At 40.8% G+C, this 25508-nt stretch carries 22 protein-coding genes; 9 read left to right on the forward strand and 13 right to left on the reverse strand.

Translation table 11 applies throughout. The features are described 5' to 3' along the window. Positions 1 to 64: 64 nt before the first annotated feature. Together ACYVJ6_RS14420 and ACYVJ6_RS14425 are read right to left on the reverse strand one after the other, a co-directional pair. Positions 65 to 739 carry a LytR/AlgR family response regulator transcription factor gene (locus ACYVJ6_RS14420; RefSeq protein WP_460694795.1) on the reverse strand — a complete coding sequence of 225 codons (675 nt, stop codon included), beginning with the start codon at positions 737 to 739 and terminating at the stop codon, positions 65 to 67. Beyond that, entirely contained in the window at positions 736 to 1692 is a 957-nt protein-coding gene (locus ACYVJ6_RS14425) for a sensor histidine kinase (RefSeq protein WP_460694796.1), read from the reverse strand. Before ACYVJ6_RS14425 ends, ACYVJ6_RS14420 begins: the two co-directional genes overlap by 4 nt. 298 nt (positions 1693 to 1990) lie before the next feature. Between ACYVJ6_RS14425 and ACYVJ6_RS14430 the strand changes: the two genes are divergently transcribed. Beyond that, on the forward strand, positions 1991 to 3148 hold the full coding sequence (locus ACYVJ6_RS14430; protein WP_460694797.1) for a TlpA family protein disulfide reductase: 1158 nt from the start codon (positions 1991 to 1993) through the stop codon (positions 3146 to 3148). A gap of 226 nt (positions 3149 to 3374) precedes the next feature. Here the strand turns inward: ACYVJ6_RS14430 and ACYVJ6_RS14435 are convergent, their stop codons facing one another. The 7 genes from ACYVJ6_RS14435 to ACYVJ6_RS14465 form a co-directional block, all read right to left on the reverse strand. Then, positions 3375 to 4829: a rubredoxin gene (locus tag ACYVJ6_RS14435; RefSeq protein ID WP_460694798.1), complete on the reverse strand. Its 1455-nt coding sequence runs from the start codon at positions 4827 to 4829 to the stop codon at positions 3375 to 3377. Between the two features lie 7 nt (positions 4830 to 4836). Beyond that, on the reverse strand, positions 4837 to 8361 hold the full coding sequence (locus ACYVJ6_RS14440) for a molybdopterin-dependent oxidoreductase (protein ID WP_460694799.1): 3525 nt from the start codon (positions 8359 to 8361) through the stop codon (positions 4837 to 4839). Between the two features lie 12 nt (positions 8362 to 8373). Further along, on the reverse strand, positions 8374 to 9678 hold the full coding sequence (locus ACYVJ6_RS14445; RefSeq protein ID WP_460694800.1) for an MFS transporter: 1305 nt from the start codon (positions 9676 to 9678) through the stop codon (positions 8374 to 8376). 21 nt (positions 9679 to 9699) lie between these two features. Continuing rightward, positions 9700 to 10569, reverse strand: coding sequence for an ABC transporter ATP-binding protein (locus tag ACYVJ6_RS14450; protein ID WP_460694801.1), 870 nt, complete (start codon positions 10567 to 10569; stop codon positions 9700 to 9702). An 18-nt stretch (positions 10570 to 10587) separates the two neighbouring features. Further along, positions 10588 to 11373 carry a nitrate ABC transporter permease gene (gene ntrB / locus ACYVJ6_RS14455; protein WP_460694802.1) on the reverse strand — a complete coding sequence of 262 codons (786 nt, stop codon included), beginning with the start codon at positions 11371 to 11373 and terminating at the stop codon, positions 10588 to 10590. Positions 11374 to 11445: 72 nt separating this feature from the next. Next, positions 11446 to 12660 (reverse strand): CmpA/NrtA family ABC transporter substrate-binding protein, encoded by a 1215-nt coding sequence (locus ACYVJ6_RS14460; protein ID WP_460694803.1) that lies wholly within the window; start codon positions 12658 to 12660, stop codon positions 11446 to 11448. A gap of 20 nt (positions 12661 to 12680) precedes the next feature. Then, positions 12681 to 14201, reverse strand: coding sequence for an alginate export family protein (locus ACYVJ6_RS14465; RefSeq protein ID WP_460694804.1), 1521 nt, complete (start codon positions 14199 to 14201; stop codon positions 12681 to 12683). Positions 14202 to 14740: 539 nt separating this feature from the next. On the opposite strand from ACYVJ6_RS14465, the gene ACYVJ6_RS14470 reads away from it, so the two are divergent. Next, positions 14741 to 15433, forward strand: a complete 693-nt coding sequence (locus ACYVJ6_RS14470; RefSeq protein WP_460694805.1) for a Crp/Fnr family transcriptional regulator — start codon at positions 14741 to 14743, stop codon at positions 15431 to 15433. A gap of 20 nt (positions 15434 to 15453) precedes the next feature. Here the strand turns inward: ACYVJ6_RS14470 and nirD are convergent, their stop codons facing one another. Then, positions 15454 to 15813, reverse strand: a complete 360-nt coding sequence (nirD, locus tag ACYVJ6_RS14475) for a nitrite reductase small subunit NirD (protein WP_460694806.1) — start codon at positions 15811 to 15813, stop codon at positions 15454 to 15456. 138 nt (positions 15814 to 15951) lie between these two features. Then, the gene (gene nirB / locus ACYVJ6_RS14480; protein WP_460694807.1) at positions 15952 to 18444 is read right to left on the reverse strand and encodes a nitrite reductase large subunit NirB; all 2493 of its coding nucleotides are present in this window, start codon (positions 18442 to 18444) and stop codon (positions 15952 to 15954) included. A gap of 299 nt (positions 18445 to 18743) precedes the next feature. On the opposite strand from nirB, the gene cobA reads away from it, so the two are divergent. The 3 genes from cobA to ACYVJ6_RS14495 all read left to right on the forward strand — a co-directional run bounded on the left by cobA (position 18744) and on the right by ACYVJ6_RS14495 (position 20741). After that, positions 18744 to 19481, forward strand: coding sequence for a uroporphyrinogen-III C-methyltransferase (cobA, locus tag ACYVJ6_RS14485; RefSeq protein WP_460694808.1), 738 nt, complete (start codon positions 18744 to 18746; stop codon positions 19479 to 19481). An 11-nt stretch (positions 19482 to 19492) separates the two neighbouring features. Beyond that, on the forward strand, positions 19493 to 19843 hold the full coding sequence (locus ACYVJ6_RS14490) for a DUF7009 family protein (protein ID WP_460694809.1): 351 nt from the start codon (positions 19493 to 19495) through the stop codon (positions 19841 to 19843). Positions 19844 to 19967: 124 nt separating this feature from the next. Beyond that, entirely contained in the window at positions 19968 to 20741 is a 774-nt protein-coding gene (locus ACYVJ6_RS14495) for a MerR family transcriptional regulator (protein WP_460694810.1), read from the forward strand. Positions 20742 to 20743: 2 nt separating this feature from the next. Here the strand turns inward: ACYVJ6_RS14495 and ACYVJ6_RS14500 are convergent, their stop codons facing one another. Beyond that, positions 20744 to 21109: a SnoaL-like domain-containing protein gene (locus ACYVJ6_RS14500; RefSeq protein ID WP_460694811.1), complete on the reverse strand. Its 366-nt coding sequence runs from the start codon at positions 21107 to 21109 to the stop codon at positions 20744 to 20746. Between the two features lie 245 nt (positions 21110 to 21354). Here ACYVJ6_RS14500 and ACYVJ6_RS14505 point away from each other — a divergent pair, with 245 nt between their 5' ends. From ACYVJ6_RS14505 to ACYVJ6_RS14515, 3 genes are read left to right on the forward strand one after another with little or no spacing between them, the layout of a single operon-like run. Beyond that, the gene (locus ACYVJ6_RS14505; RefSeq protein ID WP_460694812.1) at positions 21355 to 22206 is read left to right on the forward strand and encodes a hypothetical protein; all 852 of its coding nucleotides are present in this window, start codon (positions 21355 to 21357) and stop codon (positions 22204 to 22206) included. After that, a complete protein-coding gene (locus tag ACYVJ6_RS14510) occupies positions 22203 to 22769 on the forward strand; it encodes a hypothetical protein (RefSeq protein ID WP_460694813.1) in 567 nt (188 codons plus the stop codon). Before ACYVJ6_RS14505 ends, ACYVJ6_RS14510 begins: the two co-directional genes overlap by 4 nt. Before the next feature lie 25 nt (positions 22770 to 22794). Further along, positions 22795 to 23697, forward strand: coding sequence for a DUF6263 family protein (locus ACYVJ6_RS14515; RefSeq protein ID WP_460694814.1), 903 nt, complete (start codon positions 22795 to 22797; stop codon positions 23695 to 23697). 11 nt (positions 23698 to 23708) lie between these two features. Here the strand turns inward: ACYVJ6_RS14515 and ACYVJ6_RS14520 are convergent, their stop codons facing one another. Then, on the reverse strand, positions 23709 to 24371 hold the full coding sequence (locus ACYVJ6_RS14520) for a DUF4136 domain-containing protein (RefSeq protein ID WP_460694815.1): 663 nt from the start codon (positions 24369 to 24371) through the stop codon (positions 23709 to 23711). Positions 24372 to 24602: 231 nt separating this feature from the next. On the opposite strand from ACYVJ6_RS14520, the gene ACYVJ6_RS14525 reads away from it, so the two are divergent. Next, positions 24603 to 25490: a dienelactone hydrolase family protein gene (locus tag ACYVJ6_RS14525; protein ID WP_460694816.1), complete on the forward strand. Its 888-nt coding sequence runs from the start codon at positions 24603 to 24605 to the stop codon at positions 25488 to 25490. Positions 25491 to 25508: the final 18 nt, after the last annotated feature.

The following is a 25508-nucleotide window of genomic DNA, read 5'->3' on the forward strand; positions in this document are numbered from 1 at the left end:
ACTATCTGAAAATCAAACAATTATAATTTTTGAAGTCAAAAAAGTGTAAACCATGATTTATGCACTAAATCAGGCCATCCAAATTACTTTTATAATTATCTCCAACCGGAATATCTTCATCACCAATTTTTATGGCAGACCGGTGTATTGCGTCTATATAGTTTTTATTGACCAAGTATGATCTATGCACCCGGATAAAGGTATCAGCTGGTAATAATTCGCACAGGAACTTCATGGTCATGTGGGTAAGGTGATTTTTCTGGCGGGTACAAAGCTGTATATAGTCTTTTACAGAATGCGCATACAACAAATCAGCATGCAATATTTTTATCAACTTTCCAGATACCTTAAAATAGCTGTAATTCCTGTTATGCTGCTGCTCTATTGTTTGGATCTTTAAAAACTTATTGATGCTTTTTTGAAAACGCTCAAAAGTTATCGGCTTTAAAAGATAATCTACAGCATCCAATTCAAATCCCTCAATAGCGTGGTTAGCAAATGCAGTAGTAAAAATTACTGCCGGTGGGTTTTTTAATGCCCGCAGAAAATCAAGCCCGTTTACACCCGGCATTTTTATATCTAAAAACATCAAATCAATTTGTTCCTGTTGTAATATAGTAAAGGCATCTAAAGCATTTTTGCAAGCTCCAACATACTCCAATTCCGTAAACCGATCAATATAATTGATCAGCACTTCCTGCGCTAATGGTTCATCGTCTATCACTAAACAGCGTATCATGCTAATTGCAGGGTTAAAGTTACTTGGTAGGTGTCAGGTTCATTCTTCACCTCTAACTGATGCTTATCTGGATATAACAATTCTAATCGTTTTGATACATTTTGCAATCCAATTCCGGTTACCAAATTTTGCTGTTGCGGCTTGCTATTGGTTATTTCCAGGGTGAGTTCGTTATCAATAACGCAAAGTATAATGATTACAAAACCTTTCTCCGTTTCCTGTTCCAGGCCATGCTTAAAAGCATTTTCAATAAATGGCAGCATTAACAATGGCTCAATATATAAAGCTTCATTAACCCCTTGCACATCAAATTTTATGGTGTTTTGCTGATGTCTTATCTGCTCTACTTCTACATAATTGCTTAAAAAGCCTATCTCTTTTTTTAACGAAACTTTGGGTTGATCGGCCTCATATAAAATATACCGCATCATATCAGCCAGTTTGGCCACCACCGGTGCCGTATCTTTTGATTGCTTTAGCGCCAGCGAATAAATATTATTCATCGTATTAAAAAAGAAATGCGGATGTAATTGAGCCTTCAAATAATTAAGTTCTGACAGTAGCTGCTGCTCTTTTAATACCTTCATTTGGTCCTCCAGCTGTAATGAACGGATAAGGAAAGTAAATCCAATAAGAGGTACGGCGTCGCGTGTCAGTGGATAATTTATAGTAAACCACAAATGGGCGTCCTTCAAAATACGTACAGCGTTCGCTTTAACATCTGTTGAAAATATCGGCAGTGAAATTATTACCCAGTTAGCGAGATATGCTGTTAGTAAATGTTGCAAAAAGAGAAAGACTGCCATACCCAATACAACGGATACTGTCTTTTTATTAAACACAGCAGTTTTAAAAAAAACCCAGTAAAAAATACTATAAGCTACTAAATGAAAAGTGCCAAATGTTGTATAGTACTCAATGTTTTTAGTGAAGTTGGCAGTACCGTGTTCCATATAATAATTATATTCCAAATCACCTATAAACGAAATGCCGTACGACAAGTAAATAAAAAAACACAATTCTATACGAAAGTATTTCCATTCTATTTTGTTGCGCTTTCCAAACATACTGCAAGGTAATATATTTTGTAGCAGGCGCTTTTCAGGGCAGCGGATTTTCGACAAAACAGCTTGTTTTTTAGACTAAAGCGGTTTAAGGCAGATTGGTCTAATTAAACCAACGATCGGTCTAATTGGAGTTTCATGAAGCACTTAGACATCCTACCTTCACTGCATAAAACAACCCACAATTATGAAAAAAATCATTTTATATTCATTTTTCTTCGGCTATTTCATTACCGCCGCAAATGCCCAAACCCCCCAAGTGCCCGATGCCTGGAAGGCAATGACAGATAAATTAGCTTCCTTAAAATATGTTACATACAATTATGAAGGCGCGATAAATAACAGCAAAAACAACTACAAATATTATTTAGCTTTCAACTTTGATGACAAACAAACAGTATCGCAATTCAGATTGGAATCAGATAATTATATATCTATTTATAACGGTACAGAATTTTTTGCTTTGAACAAGGCGGACAAAACTTACACCTTAACTGAGCAAGCCAGCCAAAAAAAGTTCTCAAATTATACCCCCTTTCTTAATTCTTTACAAACGCTACGGTACGCCTCAAAGGAAATATCGGCTAACGACAGCATTCTTAAGCACCAGCGAGATACCCTTATTGGAGGGAAAACTTATAAGCTGGTACAACTTGACATGTTCAAAAAAACACTTTACTACGCTGAAAATTACATGCATTTTACAAAATATATAACCGCTTACTACAAGGTAATTATTGATCCGGCTACATGGTTACCTTACCAGGTTTTGGCAAGTAATAGTTTAGATAAGGAATACAGCGAAAGAGCCGTCTTTACTGATATAAACACCGATCCGGTTAAACCTGACGAGTATTCCTGGTTTTACAGTACGTATCAAAACGAATATAAACCAGAGAAGAAGGAAGTACACAACCCTTTAATTGCACCCGGCGCATTTATGCCTTTTGATTGGAGTTTACCGGAGTATAGTGCAAAAGATAGCCCCACTTTTCAAAGCAACGGCATAAAGGGTAAATTAATACTGCTTGATTTTTGGATAAATAACTGCGGATGGTGCAGGGAATCTTTGCCGGCACTTAAACAATTGCAAGCCAAATACGGCAGCGATAAATTTCAGTTGATTAGTATAAATGCCTACGACAAAAAGCCCGAAATAGAGTCTTTTTACAAGCGTGAAAAACCTAATTATAAGGTGCTGTATAACGGAGCCACATTTGCTAAAAGTTTAGGAATATATGCCTATCCAACCGTAATCCTAATTGATGGCACAGGTAAGGTTTTATACTCACACGATAGTTTTGATCACGCAAAGATTGAAAGCCTGATAAAAGCTAATCTTTAACTGACGCTAATTGCCCTTAAACTCGTCATCGCTAAAAACGTTCGAGGTAAAGCTTTGGAAGACAAGTTAAAGGAGTTATTTCCTTAAGAGGTTTGGCTAAAGCCCTTGATTTACTTCTTTATTATTCGCCCCTTAAAAGGGACGGCAATGAAAAGTGCCAATCATAAAGATCCAGATGGCCAAAAGAAATATTCATTGCCGTTGGCTTCAGCCAACGGATAGTAAGTTAAGCAGGAATAGCTTTAGGCAAATTCACCACCACAAAATCCTCCTTCGGTGAATCACAGGTTGGGCAGCAATATTCTGTCAAACTTTCAAACGGTGTACCCGGGGCAATGCCATTGAAATCATCACCATAAACATCATCATAAATACCCAGGCAATTTTTGCATTGGTAAACTTCGTGTGTGGCAATACTTTGCTCAACTACTTCCGGCTCATCTGCGCTGGCAATGGTAACATTGCTTTTTTGGCTATAAAACCAGTTACAAAGCTCTATCAGGTGTTTACTCAGGTCGCTTTTAGCAATATCCTGGCGGTAAACAATGTAGTCTTTAGAGTTAGGGTTAAAATCGCGGGTATGCAGTATTTCAAAAAACTCGCCTTCCTGCTTCTTCAAAACTATTGAACCACATAAGCCTGTTTTGGGTTGTTTTTTTATAGCGAATGATAAGCGGTAGGTGCGCAGGTCGGCATCTTCAAAATCACGAACCAATTGCTTTTTAAGGTCCAGGCAGTAATCGCAGGCATCTTCTATCTGCCAGTTCAATTCGTTAGCAGCATGGCGCACGTTGATGCGGTATTTATTCAGGATAATTCCCCAATGGTCCCTATCCGTATGTTCAATACCTTTTATTAATAATGATTTCCAGGGGGTAGTGTACAATTGCCCTACCCTTGTTTGCATACACAACGCGCAAATATCTTTCAAAAAATCAATCGCATACAATTCTTCCCTGCGGTAAATACCCAGCCATTGCTTGTTACCGTAGCGGTTAAAGCCTTCATAATAGGGTAGCTGAAAATCGGGTACTTTTAGCGGCTGTACAATAGGCTGCATTACAAAATTACCCTTGCTGGTAACCAGCTTGTGCAAAAACGCCGAGTTTATTTTAGGCTGATCGTAAAAGAATTCCTTATTGGCAAATATGGTTTCCTCAATGGCTTTACTTATTCCGCCAATATCATCTGTATAAACCAAAGTTGGCCAGCAATACAAAACATTAGTTTTAGGGAAACGGATATACAAGTACCAGTAATTGCTGATATCCGAAGAGATAAAATTCAAATTACCGGTAAAGAATGGCGCAAAAGTTTGGTTACTATCCACCACATTTATTTTAAGGGTAGGCTTATGGTTAAAACCATCAAAAACATCTTTATAAACACCCTCCTTTACCCAGTTATCGTAATTAAAAACGGTATCGGTAACGTACGAGCTTAATATATTGGGATAATTATCTGCATCCACCTCGTAGGCTATTTCGGCGCTTAGCATATCATTTTCCAGGTCCTCCAGAAACTCGGCGCCTATGGTAAAATACATTTGCTGGCGGTTGCCTAAGCGGATATGTTTGGCTTCGGCTTTTTCGGCAATGATCAAAATCTCGTACAAGTCACCCGCGGATATTACACCGCCGGGCAGGTTGATCTTGATCAGATGTTGGCTCTTGTTTCCCATCGCTTCCCTAATTTACCTTTTCTAATAATACTTTGGTTAATGCTTCGTCCAGCAGGCGTTTAACTTCGGGTTTGCATGAACCGCACCCTGTACCGGCCCCGGTAGTATTGCACACATCATTTAATGTGGTGCAACCCTCGGCTACCTTTTTGCGGATATTATCGGCACCAACATTATTACAGCTGCATACCAATTTACCCAATACAGGCTCGGCTTGTTTGCCACTGCGTAATAACGACAAGCGTTTTTCGCTTAACTCAGTTTTATTGGCTATCAGTTCCCTAAACTCCTGGAACTCGCTTTTATCGCCAATTAAAATGGTACCCACCAGCCTGTCCTGGTGAATGATACATTTTTTATAGTAACGTTTGGCTTTATCAATAAAAACAATCTCTTCGTAATTTGTATCATCCGGACTTTCAGACAAGCCGATGCTACACAGATCAAACCCATGAATTTTAATGATATTCATAAACAGGCTGCCTTTATAGTAGCTGGCAATATCGCCGCTGATGTAGCGGGCCATTACTTCGGCTTGTTGCTCGGCAGCGGCGGTTATACCATATAGCGTGCCCTGAAACTCGGCTATCTCGCCAATCGCGAAAATATCCGGGTCGCTGGTTTGCATACGTTCGTTTACAATAACACCACGTTTACATACCAATCCGCAATCGCGGGCTATCTCTAAATTAGGCGTGGTACCAATAGCCAATATCATGGCATCGCAATTAATTTTGCGACCACTCTTCAGTCCTACCCCTGTTAGTTTTGATCTGCCATAAAATAACTGCACTTCGTCGTCATAATAAATATCACAGCCCTGGTCAACCATTTCTTCGTGCAGCAGGCGGCTTCCCAACTCATCTAACTGGCGGTTTAAAAAGCGCGAAACCCGTTGTACAATAGTGATCTTGATGCCAATTTCGCGTAGCGAAGCGGCCATCTCCAATCCCAGCAAACCACCGCCTACTATAACCACATGCCCGTTTGGCGAGATATGCTTTTTAAAGTTATCGGCATCGGCACGGTTACGCATGGTAAAAATGCCCGGCAAAGCAGGTACATTTTTAGGCACCGATGCACGGCTGCCCGTTGCCATCAGCAATACATCATAAGTGGTTTTTATCCCCCTTGAGTCGATAACAAATTTATTTTCACGGTCAATTTTATCAACCGTAACCCCACGATACATTTTGATGTTGTACTCTGGCTCTTCCTCGTCGGTCATTTTTACCAACTGCTCCCATTTTTGCTCACCGCTAATATAATCGGGCAGCATAACACGGTTGTAGAATGGGTAGTTTTCTTTGCTGAAGATGATGATCTCATCGTCTTTATTCAACTCGCGGTAGCTTTTTACAAAGCCGAATGCGCCGGCGCCTGCACCTACCACCACTACACGTTGAGCAGGCTTTTTATATTTAACCACACTAACCGCGCAGAATTTAAAATCAGGCTCTTTGGATAACGGGTCCAACCTATCGCTGGTTACGTTATTAGCACGGTTCAGGTCGTTGTTTAATATCTTGCTCCAGTGCATGGGCAAAAACACCACGCCCTTTTTTATAGTGGCTGATATTTTAGCTTTAACCCTTACATCACCCCTGCGCGAAGAGATAACCGCCAAATCGCCCTCATTTAGGTTAAGGCTTTGCGCGTCCTCAGGATTTATCTCTAAAAACGCTTCCTTTATGTGCTGGTTCAGCTTGTTTACCTTTCCCGTTTTACTCATGGTATGCCAATGGTCGCGGATGCGGCCGGTGGTTAGTATGAACGGAAAATCTTTGCTCGGCAACTCGCTGGTCAGCGTATCCGCAACCGGACTGATGATAGCTTTTTGCGATGGCGTATAAAACTGCTTGTCGGTAAACAAACGCGGCGTACCTTTAACCGGACCACGTTTTCTATACGGCCATTGTACCGTTTTTAATTCTTTAAGTATATCATAATTTAAGCCGCTAATGTCGATATTGGTTTTGGCGGTCAATTTAGCGTGCTCGGCATATATCTCTGCCGGTCCTTCAAAATCAAACCCTTTATAACCCATTTTTTGCGCAAAGCGACAAATAATTTCGGCATCAGGTAAGGCCTCGCCGGGAGGTTCAATTATTTTATTGAGATAGCTTATACGACGCTCGGAATTGGTCATGGTGCCTTCTTTTTCGGCCCATCCTGCGGCAGGTAATATCACATCCGCATAAGGCAAAGTTTCCGACTTATTGCTTATCTCCTGCACAACAACAAATTTGGCTTTCTTTAACCCTTCCTCCACCAGTCTTGAATTTGGCAAGCTGGTTACCGGGTTGGTGCATAGTATCCATATAGCTTTTAAACGGCCATCATTTAATGCCTCAAACATTTCGGTAGCTGTTAAGCCCGGTTTGGGGTTAATGGTGGTGCCGCCCCAAAATTTTTCTACTTCGGCACGGTGGTCCGGGTTGGCCAGGTTGCGATGTGCCGGTAATAAGTTCGATAATCCTCCAACCTCGCGGCCACCCATAGCGTTGGGTTGACCTGTTAATGAAAAAGGACCCGAACCCGGTTTGCCTATATGCCCGGTAATTAAATTCAGGTTGATCAAACTCAGGTTTTTATTTACACCGATGCTGCTTTGGTTCAACCCCATCGTCCACATGCTAATAAATCCTTTGGCATCGCCGATATATTTTGCCGCCAGGCGGATATCAGCCTCGCTTACGCCACAGATCTCTGCCGAATCGGTTAACGTTCTTTCAAAAACCAATTTGCTGTAGGCATCAAAACCTTCGGCATGGTTGGATACAAAATCAAGGTCAATATCACCGTTCTCTATCAGCACACGGCCAATAGCATGGTTCAAGGTAATATCTGTACCCGGGTTTAATTGCAGGTGCAGGTCGGCTATGGAGCAGCTATCCGTAACCCGTGGATCAACTATAATTATTTTGGTGTCGGGATTGGCTGCCTTATGCGCCTCTACCCTGCGCCATAAAATAGGATGGCACCAGGCGGGGTTGGCCCCGGTAACATAAAAACAATCTGCCAGTTCAATATCATCATAGCACCCGGGTACGCTGTCTTCGCCCAATGCCATTTTATAGCCCACAACCGCGCTGCTCATGCAAAGGCGCGAGTTGGTATCAATATTATTGCTGCCGATAAACCCTTTTATCAGCTTATTAATTACATAATACTCCTCGGTTAAGCATTGGCCCGAAGCATAAAACGCCACCGAATCGGGACCGTATTTATTGATGAATGTTTTAAAAACAGCGGCAGCCCTATCCAAAGCCTCATCCCAGCCTACACGCTGCATGGGCATGCTTTTATTATAACGCATTTGCGGGTACAGCAGCCTGTCGCTTTTATCATTAACGGTATAATGCAGGTTCATGCCCTTACTGCAAAGCATGCCTTTATTTACAGGGTGGTCCTTATCCCCCTCAAGGGTGATGGTATCATTTTTATCGGGACCAATAAGCACACCACAACCAACCCCGCAGTAACTGCAGGTGCTGGTTTTTTGAGTGGACGAATGCTTAGATACAGACATAGCTATAGGTATTTAATTAGCTGCAACAGCTACGCTTGTGTCAGTTTGCTCTTCTGTTTCTGATTTGCTTACAAAGCGGGTTATCAATACAATTACCGATACCGCTATAACCGTATAACCGATATAGGTAAATGCCTCTACATAGGTGATGGTTGTTGATTTAAACAGGAAGCCAAATAGCATCCCGCCCAGGTTACCACCAGCCCCAACTATGCCGCTTACCAGGCCTACATTTTTGGTGTTCACAAAAGGCACTATACCATAGGTTGCCCCGTTAGACATTTTAAGGAACAGCGCGAATGTTAGCATAGATATGATGGCGATGAATAACGAACCGGCTTGCGCAAATAATAACAAGCCACAGCCTTCTAATAATAAAACACCGGCCAGTAATAAACCTTTGCCCTTCATGCCGAATTTAACACCTACTTTATCAGAAGCTATGCCCCCTAATGCACGGGCAAAAATATTCATCATGCCAAATATACCCGCCCAAAACCCGGCCGAGCTTTGCGATAGATGGAAAGTGTCTACAAAGTGTAGAGAGGCTACGTTATCAAAAGTAAGCTCCATACCAAAGCACATGGCATAAGCTATGGTAAGCGCCCAAATTCTCCAGTCTGCTAAAACCGACCAATCTGTTTTGCCGCCGGCTTTAGCCTTATGGCCAATTTCATCAAAGTTCCCGTTGGGCGTATCTTTAGTGTATTTACTGTATAAATAAGCCATACCCAACATCATCAGGCCCGGTACTATCATGGCATAGCGCCATGCTTCGGCTTTGGTATAGCCAAAACCAACAATGGCTGCAAATATCAATGGCATTATAATATTGGTAACACCTCCGCCCAAATTACCCCAGCCGCCTGTTACCGCGTTTGCTGTACCTTTAATATTAGGCGCAAACATTTGCGAAGTGTGGAACTGTGTAATAACAAACGATGCACCTATAACGCCAATAGCTAAGCGGAACAATAAAAACGTTGTATAATCATGCGCCAGACCTACCAAAAACACCGGGATACAGCCCACCAGCAATAACCTTACCGCTGCCTTACGCGGGCCCCAGGTATCGCATAAGCGGCCTATAAATAAACGGGCTATAATAGTTGCCGCAACCGATGCGATGATGGTGTTACCTACCTGGGCCTTGCTTAATCCCAGATCTTCACGAATGGTAGGCATTAGCGGGGCTAATCCAAACCATCCAAAAAAACACACAAAAAACATCATCCAGGTAATGTGGAAAGTTTTCATTTGTATGCCCTGCAGGCTAAAAATTTTTAACTGTTTTAATTGTTTTCCTTGGTTGCTCATATCGTATTGGTTTATATTTATTTAATGTTCGTCATTAATTGAAAATTTGTCTATCAACAAGCCCAAAAGCCTGTCGTGTATCTCCATGTATTTAGGATCATGCACTATATCCTTTTTATTCCGTGGGCGGGCTAATGGCACATCCACAATTTCTTTAATAGTTGCAGCAGGGCCATTATTCATCACTACTACCCTGTCTGACAAAAAGATGGCTTCTTCAATATCATGCGTTACCATTACAATTGTTTTTTCGCGGTTATCCAGATTCCACAATTTAAGCAACTCAATATGCATGTAGCTTTTGGTTAGCGCGTCTAAAGCGCCAAATGGCTCATCAAGCAATAATATTTTGGGATTGATAGAAAACGCGCGTGCAATAGCTACCCGTTGTTTCATACCGCCCGATAGGTGGCCGGGCAGCTTGTCTTTATGCTCCCACAGGTTTACCATTTTCAGGTTTTTCTCTACCAGCGCTATTTTCTCTGCCGTAGTTAATTCCGGCAAAGCCGAATCAACTGCTACCAATATGTTTTTATAAACCGTAAGCCATGGTAGCAATGAATAGTTTTGAAAAACAATACCCCTATCCGGTCCGGGTGCGGTTATTTTTTTGCCATTGGCAATTACTTCGCCCTGTGTAGCCTTAACCATGCCACTTATAGTACCCATCAAGGTTGATTTGCCGCAACCCGAATGCCCAATTAATGCTACAATTTCGCCTTTTTGAACGGTTAAATTAATATCCTTAATAGCGGTATAAGTACCCGTTGGCGTTTTAAAGCTTACCGTTATATTATTAACATCAATACTTACATCCTCGGCGGCTTGTTTTAAAAGCGCTTCGGCCGCAGCTTCCACTTTCTCGTCTTTTGTTATGGTTGATACACTCATGATCGATAAAATTTGAGGTTAGGCCGCGTATGAAAAGCGTTGCTGTAACCAGGTGAAACATTTGTCCAATAAAGAACCTACTAAACCAATTATGATAATGGCTACTAATATTTTTGCGGTACTGCCACCGTTAAAGCCTTCTTCCCAAACAAAATTGCCCAGGCCTGTGCCGCCTGACAGCATTTCGCCGGCAACAATTACCATCCAGGCAACCCCAATAGAAAGGCGCAGGCCGGTTATAATATGTGGCAAGCTATAGGGCAATAATACTTTGGTAAAATATTTCCAGGTTGAGAAGCCAAATGCACGGCTCACGTTTTTATGATCCTGCGGTACATTGCCAGCCCCAAATGCCGCGTTAATTAATGTTGGCCATAGGCAGCAAATAAATATCATAAATACACTTGCCTTTGGCGAATCCTGGAAAATAGCCAGCCCCAACGGGAACCAAGCTAAGGGTGATACCGGGCGTAGTATTTGCACTATGGGATTGGTTATTTTAGTAACTATTTTACTGCTGCCCATTAATAAGCCAATAGGTATGGCCACTAAACTCCCCAAACCAAATCCTATTGCAACCCGGCCTAATGAGCTTAATAATTTAATGCCGATACCTTTATAATCAGGATCGTTTAGGAATGGCTGATCCATTACTTCCTTAAAAACTCCCCAGGTATCTCCGGGGCTTGGTATTTCGTTTTTGGTAAGCAGGGATATACCTTGCCATATACCGCCCATTATAAACATCCCCGCACAGAAGTACAGTATGGAGTATGCTGTTTTTACTGAAAAGAGATTTTTCATAATTGTATCTTTTTAATGTTTAAATAAGTCCCCGGCAACTTGCGCCACCGGGAACCCCACTTATCAATCAATTTACTTTTTAGCAGCGGCTATATATGCCGCCGGATTTGCCGGGTCAAATGTTACCGTTTCCAAATTCGTTTTAAATGGTTTCATGTCCGGCTGTATGGGCACATTCATGCTTTTAGCAACCTCTTCATATAAGTCGCTCATGATCAATTTATCGGCAACAGCTTTATAGTTTGGCGCGCTGTTAAGCATACCAAAACGCATATACTGCGCCATGAACCATATACCATATGATATTTTTGGTGTGTTTACCGCGCCATTGTTATAAAACAACATGTAATCGTCTTTATATTTTTTCACGCCAAGGTCACACCCAATATCTGTTGAGCCCATTATGCGGGCCTCAATAACCTGCACCGCGGCATTCACATAATTGGGTTTGCTTAAAAACAAGGCTGCTTTTTTACGGTTACCCATCACATCCAACCATTTGCAGGCTTCAATAATGGCCTTCATAACGTTTTTCAGGTCTTCTTTATCGGTCTCAGAAAATGCTTTGTTTACAACCAATGCTTTTTCGGGGTGATCTTTCCAGATATCCTGGCTGGCAATATGGGTAAAGCCAATGTTTTGCGACGCCGCAACACCATTCCATGGCTCACCAACAGAAAAGCCTTCCATGTTATCTACCTTCATGTTGGCTACCATTTGCGGCGGCGGGATAGTGATTATACCCACTGATTTTGAATTAACACCTGCTGCCGCTAACCAGTTGCGCAGCCATATATCATGGGTACCGCCGGGGAAGGTCATGGCAAAGGTTACTTCTTTTTTGGTCTGAACCTGTTTAATTGCAGCCGCTACGCGCTTTAGGTCATTATACCCAACAATTCCGCAAAAGTCTTTTGACAGCGTGATGCCCTGCCCGTTGTTACTAATGGTCATGGCTATACGCATTTCTGACCCGGCTTTTCCGCCTACGCCTGTGTAAACAGAGAATGGCATGGAGAACAGGCAATGTGCGCCATCAAGTTCGCCGTTTAGTATTTTGTCGCGAACGACGGCCCATGAGGTTTCTTTTGATAATTGTACGTCTACGCCGTACTTTGCGAAAAAGCCCATTTCCTTTGCTATTACCAGAGGGGCACAATCCGTTAAGGGTATAAACCCCAGTTTAATTACCCTTTTTGGCGGATTACCCGCTATTGAGCTAAAAAAGGTAAACAGTAATACTACTGCTAAAAATGCTTTTGATTTTCTGTTGATATGTCGAGTCATGATCTTTAGTTTTAGGGTGATTATTTAAGTGCAACCGGTTTAGCATAAAAGAAATCAGGCGTAAACTTTAACATTACGTATGCCCAGCTGGCTGTTTTATTAAATGTAGCCGCTGCCACATCGGTAGTAGCCTGGCCTTTGGCAAAAGGCATACTATCGGTAGCTTTCATCATAGATAGGCCCATCTCAATATTGGTAAACTTGTTCATGTTGTAGTTCATCTGCAAGTCAACCTCGGTTCCCAGGCGCTTGTTAATTAATGTCCCATCTGCTTTTTTCATATCCTTATCTAAAGCAAATGAGTGTACATCCAACCCTAATGAAACTATGCTGGTTGCGTATTTAAATTTCAAGTAGGAGTTAGCCAAGCCCCCGGCCGGCGAACTTGTACCCGCGTAGAAATAATCCATATACCCCCAAAACTTATGCGGTGTGCCATATAGCGGATCAAAACGGTTGTCTTTGCCCGATGGGCTTACCGCATTATTACCTGATAGTAAGTCATAACCCGGTGTAATGCTGAAGTTTCCTTTTTGATAAGTTAAAGCAACAGTATAATGGTAAGCATCTAAAGCTACATTATCACGGCTGGCACCAGATTGTTTGTAATAAGCAGCCTGCAAGGCAAACTTGCCAAAGTCAGACGCGTTCCCCATAGTGTGATTAACCATTGCACCATAGGTATAACGGTGAATGGGTGAGTAATCAAAATTATCGGCTGCCCCTGCACTAACAAAACGGCGGCCATATACATAGCCCGTAGCTAAAGTACCTACCGAGTCAATTTTGTATTTGCCAAAGTTGTCGTTAAAAAACAAACCTGACACTTTGGTCTGGTTGAATTTTTTGCTGATATATAAGCTGGTGAATGATTTATAGTTCTGTGTAGCTGCATTGGTGCCTGGCGGGTTAGCAAAAACAGGCGTACCGGTTTTTGAACTATTATTTGCAGCGCTACCACCCGGCGCCAATGGAACAAACCCGGCCGGAACAGGCATTACAGCCCCCAATGAGTTTTTAACAGTTAAAGGCACATTGGCGGGTACGTAACTGGTATTGGTATAACCAAAGGCGTCCGTATTTTGATTATAAGCAAACCCCAGATCAACTTGCCAGCCATGATGTACAGCCTTTAATAAAGCCATGTCATGACGGCGGCCCTGTTGTAGCCAATCTAAATTGCCTATTAGCCTTGAGTCGTCATATATTAACTCTTGCCTGCCTATTTTAAAGGTTAACATATCTAATAGCTTAAACTTTAAGGTAGTATCTGTTTTATTGGCAAGGGTTAATTCGGCCCATGCTTCATGTAGCTGTAACCGGTTATCGGCATTTGATATGGTTGATGCATCGGCACCCCAAACACGTACATCCTGTATGCTTGTACCTATGGTTAACCTATCCCATTTATAACCAAATATTAACCGGGTACGTTGTGATATGAAATCTGCATTTTTAGTGCCGGTGGGAACCAGGTTGCCAACTCCGTTCCTGCTTTCGAACCGTGGGCGTATTTGACCGGTTAGTGTTATCTGAGCCATACTATTTAAAGTTTGGCAACAGGCTGTTATTACTATTATTGTGAAAAGCCTGTAATGTTTGAGTACATTTTTATACATTTGATATGGTTTTTAAGTTGTTAAAGCTGAGAACTATTTGCCCTGTCCGGGAATGCGACCTCCCGACAGGGTTTTTTTATATATTAGTATTTTTTTTCTCCATATTATTCCTTTTTTTAAGTAAATACTCATTTTGTTGTTATAAATATATCCAGTTTAAGGATATAAACCTAACTTTTTGCTCATTTTGCTAATTTTTATAACTTAAATCACATTTGTTATTGAATTTTATAAATATTTTAAATTGATATTAAGATTTTTAGGTCAAAATATTAATTTGATAAAAAAATTATCTCTAATTATTTCAAATTCATTTAAAAAATTGACAATAATTTCAATAATTAAGTCAAATTATGCGCAAAATCATCTAATTGTTAGATAAATTTTACAAAAAGCGTCGCTTTTCATTGCATTTGTTGTCAAATTTTGGTTATTATTGTGAAAAAGTAATATATTTTACAATGAAACTTAAAAAAAGTGCCTCATTACTCAATCCGAATGATTGTTATTTATGCAAAAACTGTATAAAAGAGTGGATTCCGGCCATCTTAGCCAACAAAAAAACCTTTAAAGTAAAAAAAGGCGAAACCATTTTAAAAGAAGGCGATCCCGTTAAAGGAATATTCGTAATTGATTCGGGTTATGTAAAAGTTCATAAAAGATGGGATGCAGATAAGGAACTAATTGTTCGTTTTGCAAAAGCGGGCTCCATATTAGGCCATAGGGGTATGGGTACAAAAGCTATTTACCCGATATCGGCAACTGCTTTACAACCGGGTATAGTAGGTTTTTTTGATACGGAGTTTTTTGAAGCAACACTAAAAGTAAATCCTGACTTCATGTACAGGCTGTTGATATTTTTTGCCGATGAGCTACGCGAATCAGAAAGAAAAATGCGCAACCTGGCACACATGTCGGTAAAAGGCCGCGTTGCCGAATCGCTTATTATATTAATGGAGCAATTTGGTGTTACCGAAGAAGGGAATATTAATATAGAACTGAGCCGCCAGGATCTGGCATCGTTTGCAGGGGCAACTTACGAAACTGTATTTAGGGTGATCAACGAGCTGGTAAATGATAAAATGCTGGTACTGACAGGAAAAAGCATTTCGATAGCGAACTATGAAATGCTTGTTAAATTAACACAAGATTAAAAACACACATTACCGGCAGCTTAAGCGCCGGTAATACCTACATATACTTTCCCGTCTTCTACCTTTACAGGGTAAGTTTTAATTTTATAATCTTCGCCGCTTAAACATTCGCCGCTTAATAGCGAAAATGTCTTTTTATGGAACGGGCAGGCTACCTTAGGCTCGCAGTCGGTCCCCGCGCTACCAATCATCCCTCTTGATAATGCCATTTGCTGTTTATGCGGGCATAGGTTTTGTGTGGCATACCATTCGCTACGGCGCTTAAAATTATATATGGCAATTTGCTCATGCTCATGCTTCATGCAAACACCACCATTTTCGGGCACATCATCGGTATAGCAAGCCAGTACCCATTTAATTGTTTCAACTGTTGTTTCCATAATTTCTAATGTTTTAGTGTTTTATACTCCTTGTCATTTCGAACGTAGTGAGAAATCTATACATAGGTTCGATTAGCTTGTGTATAGATTTCTCCTCGTTCCTCGTCGAAATGACATTCCTATTTTATAATATTTTCCTTACCAACTTGCTTTAACCTGCTCGCGCATGGGTTGAAACTTAATATTCGGGTCCTTTTCTTGGGGCGCGTTTACAAAATGCGAGAAACGTTTACGCAATTCAGGACTTTCCACTACCTCTTTCCACTCACAGTGGTAGGTATCAACCAATGCCTGCATTTCTTCATCTAACTGTTCGGCAATACCCAGGCTATCATTGATCACTACATTTTTAAGGTAGTCAATACCGCCTTCCATTTTATTTAACCAGGTTGCAGTACGTGTAAGCGGGTCGGCGGTTTTGATATAAAACATCAGGAACCTGTCTATATATTTTATACAAGTAGCGCTGTCAATATCAGTAGCCAGCACTTGTGCATGCTGTGGTTTTGAACCACCGTTACCGCATACATATAAGTTCCAGCCTTTTTCGGTAGCTATAACTCCAAAATCTTTGGCCTGTGCTTCGGCACACTCGCGTATGCAACCGCTAACGCCGCCTTTTAATTTATGCGGAGAGCGTATGCCTTTATATCTTTCTTCAATTTCAATAGCAAATGATACACTATCATGCAAGCCAAACCTGCACCAGGTACTGCCAACACAACTTTTTACTGTACGTAATGATTTACCGTAAGCGTGCCCGCTTTCAAAACCGGCATCAATTAACTCTTCCCAAATATTTGGCAGGTCGCTCACATGCGCGCCAAATAGATCAATACGTTGACCACCGGTAATTTTGGTGTACAAACCATACTTTTTGGCAACATGCCCCAGTATGATCAATTTATCAGGAGTAATTTCGCCGCCCGGTATACGCGGAACAACAGAATATGTCCCGCCTTTTTGTATGTTGGCCAGGTAACGGTCGTTACTATCCTGTATGGTATCTTGTTTTACTATAAGGTCATTCCAAAGACTTGATAGGATGCTGGCCACTACCGGCTTACACACTTCGCAGCCATCGCCCTTACCGTAATGATCTAATACCAGGTCGTAATTTTTTAATTTATTGATCTTAACCAGATCAAACAGCTCCTGGCGCGAGTAGTCAAAATGCTCGCATATCACATTTTTAATATACTGACCATTGGCTTTCATGGTGCCATTTACCAGATCTTTCACCAACGGAACACAACCACCGCACCCCGTACCGGCTTTGGTGCATTTTTTAACACCATCCAGGTCTGTACATCCGCCATCGGTAACTGCAGAACATATATCAGCTTTACTTACCGCCTCGCATGAACATATTAAGGCATCATCCGGCAAACTCATTACACCGGCACCGGCGTTACTTTCGCCACCGCGAGAACCTAATATTAAATCCTCCGGATCGGGCGGAAGTACTATTTTATTATTAACCGTTTGCAGTAATATATTATATGCTGCAGCGTCGCCAATTAAAATACCGCCCAATAAGTATTTACCATCGTTGGTGATATTGATGCGTTTATAGGTTCCCTTGTGGGTATCTTCAAAAACAATGGTGCGGCAATCAGGCTCGGTAATAAAGGCATCGCCAAAGCTAGCTACATCAACACCTATCAGCTTCAACTTGGTGCTCATGTCAAATCCGTAGAAAGATTTATCACCTTCGGTAATACAAGCCACAACCGTATCAGCCATTTCATAACCCGGCGCTACCAGGCCATATATCATATTATCATATAAAGCGCACTCGCCAATGGCAAAAATGCTGGCATCGCTGGTTTGCATTTTTTCGTTAACTACAATGCCTCCGCGCGTACCCACTTCCAGTCCCGATAATTTAGCCAGCTCGTCGCGCGGGCGGATACCTGCAGATATGACCATCATATCAACCGGCAGCGTAGTATCATCATTAAAGCGTAGCGCTTCAATTTTATGTTCGCCTTCAAAGCAGGCGGTACTTTTATTTAAATGGATATTTAATCCTAATGCTTTTAATTTGCTTTGCAGCATGGCGCTACCTGCCGAATCAATTTGCCTTGGCATTAAGCGCGGGGCAAACTCAATTACATGGGTTTCCTGAATGCCTAGATCCATTAACGCCTTGGCTGCTTCTAATCCTAATAAGCCCCCGCCCATAACCGCGCCTACTTTTGCGGTAGCAGCATAGCTTTTAATAAGTTCAAGGTCCTCAATGGTACGATATACAAACACCCCCTCTTTTTCAACACCCGGAATATCAGGCACAAAAGCTGACGAACCGGTGGCTAAAACCAGGTAATCATATTTTAATTTTAGGCCGCTTAAAGCATGAACGGTTTTTTCGGTGCGGTTTATTTCCTGTATCGGATCGCCAAGATGTAGCGTGATGTTGTTTTCGGCATACCATTCCTGTGTTGACATGGAAAGATCGTCGGCAGATTTGCCATTAAAATATTCGCTTAAATGCACACGATCGTATGCCCTGCGGGGTTCTTCCCCAAAAACAACTATATTGAACCGGGATGATTTAGATACAAGTTTTTCGCAAAACTTGTATCCTACCATTCCATTGCCAACTACTATAATGTTTAGTTGCGACATATTTATAATTTTTAAGTGTTAAAGCCAATTGAACAAGTAAAATGCTACCTAATTGCGACCTGGTTACATTTACTTTAACAATATTAAAGATTAAATCAATTTGTTGCAATTTTTTGAGCAATTTTTTAATAAAAAATGGTAATTTTTATTAAATTGGATATAAAAATGAGTATTTTTGAACATTGTTTTAATAAAATGCATGATATTAATTAAAAAATTATGCAATTATTAATTTAATAATCTAAAATTTAATTAAATAGATCAAATTTTAGTCTGTGTTTAGCATTATATTAGATTAAATGACAAAAAAAGAAGTAAATTTTCCAGAATTGTACGTAATTGGTGCCGGACCGGGCGATCCTGAACTAATAACAGTAAAGGCTTATAAGGTTTTACAGGCTGCCGACGTGATTTTGTATGATAATTTGGCAAATAAAGAGTTATTAAGCCTTGCAAAGCCCGAATGTGATCAAATTTATGTGGGTAAACAGCCTTATGGTGACTATACCTCGCAGGAAAAGATATTGGAAATGATAAAACACTTTGCTTTTACCAAAGGCACGGTGGTACGCCTTAAAGGCGGCGACCCATTTATTTTTGGGCGCGGTTTTGAAGAAATTTTATTTGCCCGCGAAAACGGTATAAAAACACATTTTATCCCCGGTATATCAAGCATGCAGGCGGTGGGGCTGGAAGACATTCCATTAACGCACCGTTCGGTAAGCGAAGGTATTTGGGTGGTTACCGGTACCAAAAAGGACGGCACCCTATCCGGCGATTTACGGCTGGCTATGCAAAGCAACTCGACCGTGGTTATATATATGGGTATGAAACAACTTGACTCGATTGCGGCTACCTATATAGAAGCAGGGAATGGCGATATGCCCGCGGCAATTATTCAACACGCATCATTGCCCAAACAAAAAATGGTAAAGGGTTTAGTGAAAGACCTGGCCCAACTGGCTCAAAGCAAACAGTTAACCCACCCGGCTATTATTATAATAGGCCCGGTTGTTGATTTATATCATAATCTATAAAAGAGCATATTATGAAGATCAGGATAAAAGGCAACTCGCTGCGTTACAGGTTAACCCGTACCGATGTGGATACATTTACCAAAACCGGTTACCTGGAAGAGCAAACCAACTTTGGCGGCAATACCTTAGTATATGCTATACAAAGCAGCGATGCCGATACCTTAACATCGACCTTTAAAAACAATAAGATCGCCGTGCTGATGCCGACAGCAATGGTTAAGGAGTGGGCCGAAACCGAGCGCGTAGGATTTGAAAACCGAACAACTGACTTTTTCCTGCTGGTTGAAAAGGATTTTAAATGTTTGGATAATGTAGAGGAGGACCAAAGCGATAATTACCCTAATCCGCTGGCGAAGAAATAACCTATTAATGGGTAGGTGTATCCGGGCCTGTAAGGTTAAAAAAAAACTTTGCAGGCTTTCTGTTTTAAAAAAAAGTGAAAATAATCCTTGACTCTTACCTTACGTCATAGCCTACCTTTGCATCATGAATACAAATTATACAGTTAAGCAACTGGCAAAAATGGCGGGCATTAGTGTGCGCACATTGCATTTGTACGACAAGATGAAGCTGCTGCGCCCGGCAATACGCACCCGTGCAGGCTACCGCCTATATAGCGAAGCTGAACTGCTGCGATTGCAACAGATACTATTTTACAAGGAGCTTGATTTTGCTTTAAAAGATATTAAGCAGATTTTAGATGAACCTGATTTTGATGTTAGTAAAGCATTGGAAAGCCATAAAAAAGCACTCGGCCTAAAAAAATCCCGAATTAACACCTTGTTAAAAACTATAGATAATACATTACACAACCTAAAAAATAAAACCATGATGAACGCAGATGAATTATATGATGGACTATCGCCACAACAAGCTGCCGCATACCGCAAGGAAGCAATTGAAACTTACGGAAAAGAGGTGGTTGAACATGCCGAAACCCATTTAAAAAAGTTGGACAAGGCTGCCATGCAGGCATTAGTTGCTAAACAAAAAGACCTTGCCCAAGCTCTTTATTTACTATATGAACAAGATCCAACATCACCACAGGTGCAAGAATTGATCAGCCGGCATTATATGAATACCCGCAAACTTTGGGGAACAGAACATGCCGCCGATAAACAGGCCGAAGCCTATAAGGGATTGGGCAATTTATACTTAACCGACGAGCGCTTTAATTTAACCGGCGATGAAAATTACTTAAAATTTGCAGCATTTATTAAAGCAGGAATGGCGTATTTTGCAGATCATCAGTTAAGTTGATATTAGCCTGGCAGGTTATAAAAAAACTCTTCGGCAACAATTTTACCATCCTTTACTTCATATACGCATAGTTCAGTAAAAGCAACCCGTCCATGTTCTTTATATGTTGCGTCAAAATACATGCTAACGCTAAAAAAATTACCGGCTATTAAGGGGTCGGATATTTCCTCGCTATGTATTTCTTGTAGTGAATTAACCCATTCCTCATTCTTAGAGATTACGTCCGCCTTCCCATTGGTTAGTTCCCTGTGACTGCCCTTGGGCTCCTTGCTTACAATATCATCGCTGTAAAGTTCATTAACAGCATCTATATTTTTGTTTTCGCGGCATAATTGTACCAGCCTGGTAGCTATTTGCAGTGTTTCCATAATGGTCTACTATTAAGTTAATGACGTATAATATTTATTAATAATCATTAACTTTTAAAATTGTTTAACCAAATTAATATATGTTATTATTTAAAAAAAATATAGCTATTAAGAATATGGCCTAAATTATTGGGTTACATATATGTTACAAGTTATAATATATACTTATATTTGTTTGGCGTAGTATATAACATAGGCAAACTATGTATAGGTATTATGCGTTAAAAAAATACTAATTGATTAAAGTGAACCCAATACATACATTTAAAATAATATTTTCAGGTGTTATTATTTTAATGCTTTGCAGCAAAGTTGGTTTTGGTCAAAATGCTTTTGAATATTTATTAGAAAAAAAATTGGATTCGCTGGCTAAAGCCAAACCATCAAATTTAACCAATGAACTATCACCAAATGATGCAATGAAAAGCGTAATGACACCTACAGGATTTGGCGGATTTGGCACCTATGTATTTGGTGGTATAGGCGGGGTATATCCTGCTGTTTATACCAATAGGGGCGATATGATCAGCTCGGTGGGTTTTTGCATAGGCAATTCTGAAAAGATAGTGAATTTTGCTACCAGCGCAAATATTACCAAGGTTACCAGCTTAAGTGATGTGTCGGCGAATTTTATTTTAAGCAAAAAAATATTTACAGGAACAAGCATAGCAGTTGGTGCATTGCAAATATTTGCACATTCTGTACAATCTGATGCACCGGGAGGCACCTATTATGCAGCTATTAGTCATGCGGTACAAACAGTTCGGTCAAAAACCCAGGGATATTCGGCACTTACCTATACCATAGGATATGGCAATGGTCGTTTTATACAGAAAAGCCCTTTTGATGTTGCCGCAGGCAGGGGATCAAAAGGCACGGGGATATTTGGTAATATATCATACGAGTTATTTAAACGTGTAAACATAATGGCTGAATGGACGGGCTTAAATTTAGGGTTTTCAACCGGGCTGCGCCCTTTAAAAAATAGTCCTTTTTCAATAGGAATAGGTGTTTCAGACTTAACAAGATTTTCGTCTGATAAGCCTTCAATGATGTTTTCAATGGGGTATCCACTTTCATTAACCAGAAGAATATGAAGAAATTAATTTATATATTATTAATGGGCATTGCGGTGTTTGCCGCTAAACCGGCTAGTGCACAAAGTGGCGTAAACAACAATTCAGATTTTCACGTACCACCGCAAGTACCGGCTATTCCGCCTGCGCCAACTGTGGCTACCATTGTAGCGCCTGTTGCTGCACCGGCAGTAACCGTATCGCCTGTTACTACCGTAGCCAACACCAGTTTATTACCTACTACAGTAAATACACCTGCTATGCCTGCTGTACCGGCACAAATAATAGCCACTAATAATGTTGCGGCTGCGCCTGCAACCGCGCCTGCAACCGCACCGGCAGCAGCACCGGCAGCAGCAACAAACACAACAGCCCCAGCTGGAAATACAGTAGCTGAAGTGGCAGCTCCTGCCGCTGCCCCGGCAGCAACAAATACACCCACAACTGCACCAGCGGGAGGTGTTAATAATAATACAACAGTGGCCGCACCAACAGTAAATGCTATTACCGTAACACAACCAATACCTACACTGCCACCAGTGCCACCGGTACCACCGATACCTGAATTGCAACTAAATTTATAACATTCATCATTATCAACCACCAAAAATGAACTCTATACAAAAGCAAGGGTTTATGCTTAATAAAAGATCGATCGTCTTAACTACGCTCCTTCTTTTGGGTGGTTATATATGCAGCGCGCAAAAGCGTGTTTTCACATTTACACCGGGTGATGAGTTTGAAAAACAAAGCGTTTTAAAGTCAACATCCAACATTCAACGGGGCGATCAAAGACTTACTGTAAGTTCATCCTCAAATATCACTAAGTTATTTAAAGTAACAGATGTAGATACTGCTGCAAAATTTGATGTCACCATCACAAAAATGGATAATATAATAAGTGCGCTTGGGCAGTTATTGCATTATGATTCAGAAAAAGGTGCCGATACTACTTCTAAAATACAGAAATCGCTCAGTTCAATGTTGAACAAGCCGGTAACTGTATTCGTTAATAAAAATGGCAAAATTATATCATCTGATGAGTCTGCTTTACAAACCATTAATGATAGTTTGATTGTTTTTGCAGGCATACAGTCTGAACCTTTTACCAAAGGAACCCAATTTAGTTTAACGCCAAATTTTACGGTAAACGACGACCGTATTAAACCCGGCTACACCTGGATGGATACCCTAAAAAGCGATCAGCAGCAAATGGTAACCAGGTTTTGGATAGACGATATTACTTTTGACAATACCGTTATAAAGTTTCAAAGCAAACTTACCGGCACTTACATGAATAGTAATACTACCGGAACTTATGTATTAGACAATTATTCGGGAATGGTAATACAACGTTTGGTACAAAGCATTTCTAACGGCTACCAGGTTATGAATTCATTGGTATATGTTACAAGCCGAAGTATCAGTTTGTCCGAAGAGGTAGCTATGCGGCCCGTTAAGGGCCGCGGACCCACGCCAATAGACCCGAACATGACCGTTAAAGCAAATTAGTTGCTCTACAATTAGCGTGTCGCAGCCAATGCGTTTTCGCTTATTAAACCATCTTTAACCATTTGGTCCTGTATTGATTTTACGTAGCCTTTTAAAAAACTCTCCAAGTTAACCGGGTCATATGTTTTTGACTGTGCGGCCCATATCAACTGCTCGGTACGCGCATCAAACAAGTTAGTTTCAAGGTAATACACTTTTTGCTCATCATAGTACCCGGGCGAGTAAATATAGGGGTACCAGTTATTATAGTATCCCCAAAAAGTACCGTAGTAACCGTAACTCATAGGGTTCCACATACCCGCGCGGCTGCCTACAAAGTGCGTCTCTGTATCTTCCTTTAACAATGCTATAGTTAATATCCCGTCGGCACCGGTGCCTTTTATTTTATCAATTATCAATTCGTGCCGCTGCCCGGTTACTGTACTAAACTCAGGCGGAAAAACATCTGTACTTTTTGATACGGTTAACCCTTTTTCTTGTAATAGTTGTTTAAGGCCCTCTTCTACCCTTTGTTTAACCGGTATATTATTACTAATGGCTGCTATAAAAATATTACGATAGCCGCTGGCTGTAGCATTGGGCTTGCGCCACGAACTGGTGATCATGGTGCTGGTGCCGCAAGCCGCCATTAAAAACAGCAATCCGGCACACAAGTATTTAATTTGATTTTTCATGGTGTTGTTTTTTTATTATCTCATTCATTGCCACCATTTTAATGATGGTATTAAATATTACATTTCCCATTCAGAAATGTTTTTCATAATTAATTATAAATTACAATTAATTACTTAAACAACTTATTGATAACTCCCTTGAAAGTTTAGCATTTGTTGCTAAAAGCAGTTCCTTATAATTCATGATTGATTATTATGAGTAAATCACTAATTTTATAAAAACCCTTTATTATGAGCCAGATAAAAAAAGAAGATATTAAACAGGAAGTATTTGACCTGTATGATGATTATGCCCATAACCGATTAGACAGGCGCGATTTTGTGCAAAAACTATCGCTTTACGCTGTTGGTGGCCTAACTGTACCCTCGTTAATGAGCTTTTTAATGCCCGATTATAAAGAGAAGATACAAGTAAAGGCAGATGATCCGCGGTTGCAGTCGGGGTATATCAATTATTCGTCGCCAAAAGGTGGTGGCAACATTAAGGGTTTGCTGTCAAAACCTATAGATGCCAAAGGCAAATTGGGTGGCATTATTGTAGTGCATGAAAACCGCGGACTAAACCCTTATATTGAAGATGTGGGCCGCCGTGCGGCATTGGCTGGTTTTATATCATTAGCGCCCGATGCTTTAACGCCTCTTGGTGGTTACCCCGGCAATGACGACGAGGGCCGTACCATGCAAAGCAAACGCAACCCTAAAGAAATGGAGGAGGACTTTATAGCCGCTTATGAGTACCTTAAAAACCATAAAGATTGCAATGGCAAAGTTGGCGTAGTTGGTTTTTGTTATGGCGGAGGAATAGCTAATACCTTAGCCGTACGCATACCTGATTTAAAGGCAGCAGTACCTTTTTACGGCAGCCAGCCGGCTGCTGCAGATGTGCCTAAAATAAACGCGCCATTAATGATACATAATGCTTCGTTAGATACCCGCATAATGGCCGGCTCGGCTGCTTACGAAGCGGCACTAAAAGAGAACGGTAAAAAATACCAGGCATTTGTATATGAAGGCGTCAACCATGGTTTTCATAATGATACCACACCACGTTATGATAAAACCGCTGCCGAACTGGCCTGGAAACGTACGGTTGATTTTTTTAAGGAGAATTTGAAGTAGTATAGATAAACTGAATAT

The sequence above is a fragment of the Mucilaginibacter puniceus genome (assembly GCF_054783175.1).

Coding starts and splice junctions, on each gene's coding strand:
- ACYVJ6_RS14520 (WP_460694815.1), bottom strand. CDS start 24,371: ATGAAAAATCAAATTAAATACTTGTGTGCCGGATTGCTGTTTTTAATG.
- ACYVJ6_RS14450 (WP_460694801.1), bottom strand. CDS start 10,569: ATGAGTGTATCAACCATAACAAAAGACGAGAAAGTGGAAGCTGCGGCC.
- ntrB (WP_460694802.1), bottom strand. CDS start 11,373: ATGAAAAATCTCTTTTCAGTAAAAACAGCATACTCCATACTGTACTTC.
- ACYVJ6_RS14465 (WP_460694804.1), bottom strand. CDS start 14,201: ATGGCTCAGATAACACTAACCGGTCAAATACGCCCACGGTTCGAAAGC.
- ACYVJ6_RS14510 (WP_460694813.1), top strand. CDS start 22,203: ATGAAGAAATTAATTTATATATTATTAATGGGCATTGCGGTGTTTGCC.
- ACYVJ6_RS14500 (WP_460694811.1), bottom strand. CDS start 21,109: ATGGAAACACTGCAAATAGCTACCAGGCTGGTACAATTATGCCGCGAA.
- ACYVJ6_RS14525 (WP_460694816.1), top strand. CDS start 24,603: ATGAGCCAGATAAAAAAAGAAGATATTAAACAGGAAGTATTTGACCTG.
- ACYVJ6_RS14515 (WP_460694814.1), top strand. CDS start 22,795: ATGAACTCTATACAAAAGCAAGGGTTTATGCTTAATAAAAGATCGATC.
- ACYVJ6_RS14445 (WP_460694800.1), bottom strand. CDS start 9,678: ATGAGCAACCAAGGAAAACAATTAAAACAGTTAAAAATTTTTAGCCTG.
- ACYVJ6_RS14495 (WP_460694810.1), top strand. CDS start 19,968: ATGAATACAAATTATACAGTTAAGCAACTGGCAAAAATGGCGGGCATT.
- cobA (WP_460694808.1), top strand. CDS start 18,744: ATGACAAAAAAAGAAGTAAATTTTCCAGAATTGTACGTAATTGGTGCC.
- ACYVJ6_RS14470 (WP_460694805.1), top strand. CDS start 14,741: ATGAAACTTAAAAAAAGTGCCTCATTACTCAATCCGAATGATTGTTAT.
- ACYVJ6_RS14420 (WP_460694795.1), bottom strand. CDS start 739: ATGATACGCTGTTTAGTGATAGACGATGAACCATTAGCGCAGGAAGTG.
- ACYVJ6_RS14435 (WP_460694798.1), bottom strand. CDS start 4,829: ATGGGAAACAAGAGCCAACATCTGATCAAGATCAACCTGCCCGGCGGT.
- ACYVJ6_RS14490 (WP_460694809.1), top strand. CDS start 19,493: ATGAAGATCAGGATAAAAGGCAACTCGCTGCGTTACAGGTTAACCCGT.
- ACYVJ6_RS14425 (WP_460694796.1), bottom strand. CDS start 1,692: ATGGAACACGGTACTGCCAACTTCACTAAAAACATTGAGTACTATACA.
- ACYVJ6_RS14430 (WP_460694797.1), top strand. CDS start 1,991: ATGAAAAAAATCATTTTATATTCATTTTTCTTCGGCTATTTCATTACC.
- ACYVJ6_RS14440 (WP_460694799.1), bottom strand. CDS start 8,361: ATGTCTGTATCTAAGCATTCGTCCACTCAAAAAACCAGCACCTGCAGT.
- ACYVJ6_RS14460 (WP_460694803.1), bottom strand. CDS start 12,660: ATGACTCGACATATCAACAGAAAATCAAAAGCATTTTTAGCAGTAGTA.
- nirB (WP_460694807.1), bottom strand. CDS start 18,444: ATGTCGCAACTAAACATTATAGTAGTTGGCAATGGAATGGTAGGATAC.
- nirD (WP_460694806.1), bottom strand. CDS start 15,813: ATGGAAACAACAGTTGAAACAATTAAATGGGTACTGGCTTGCTATACC.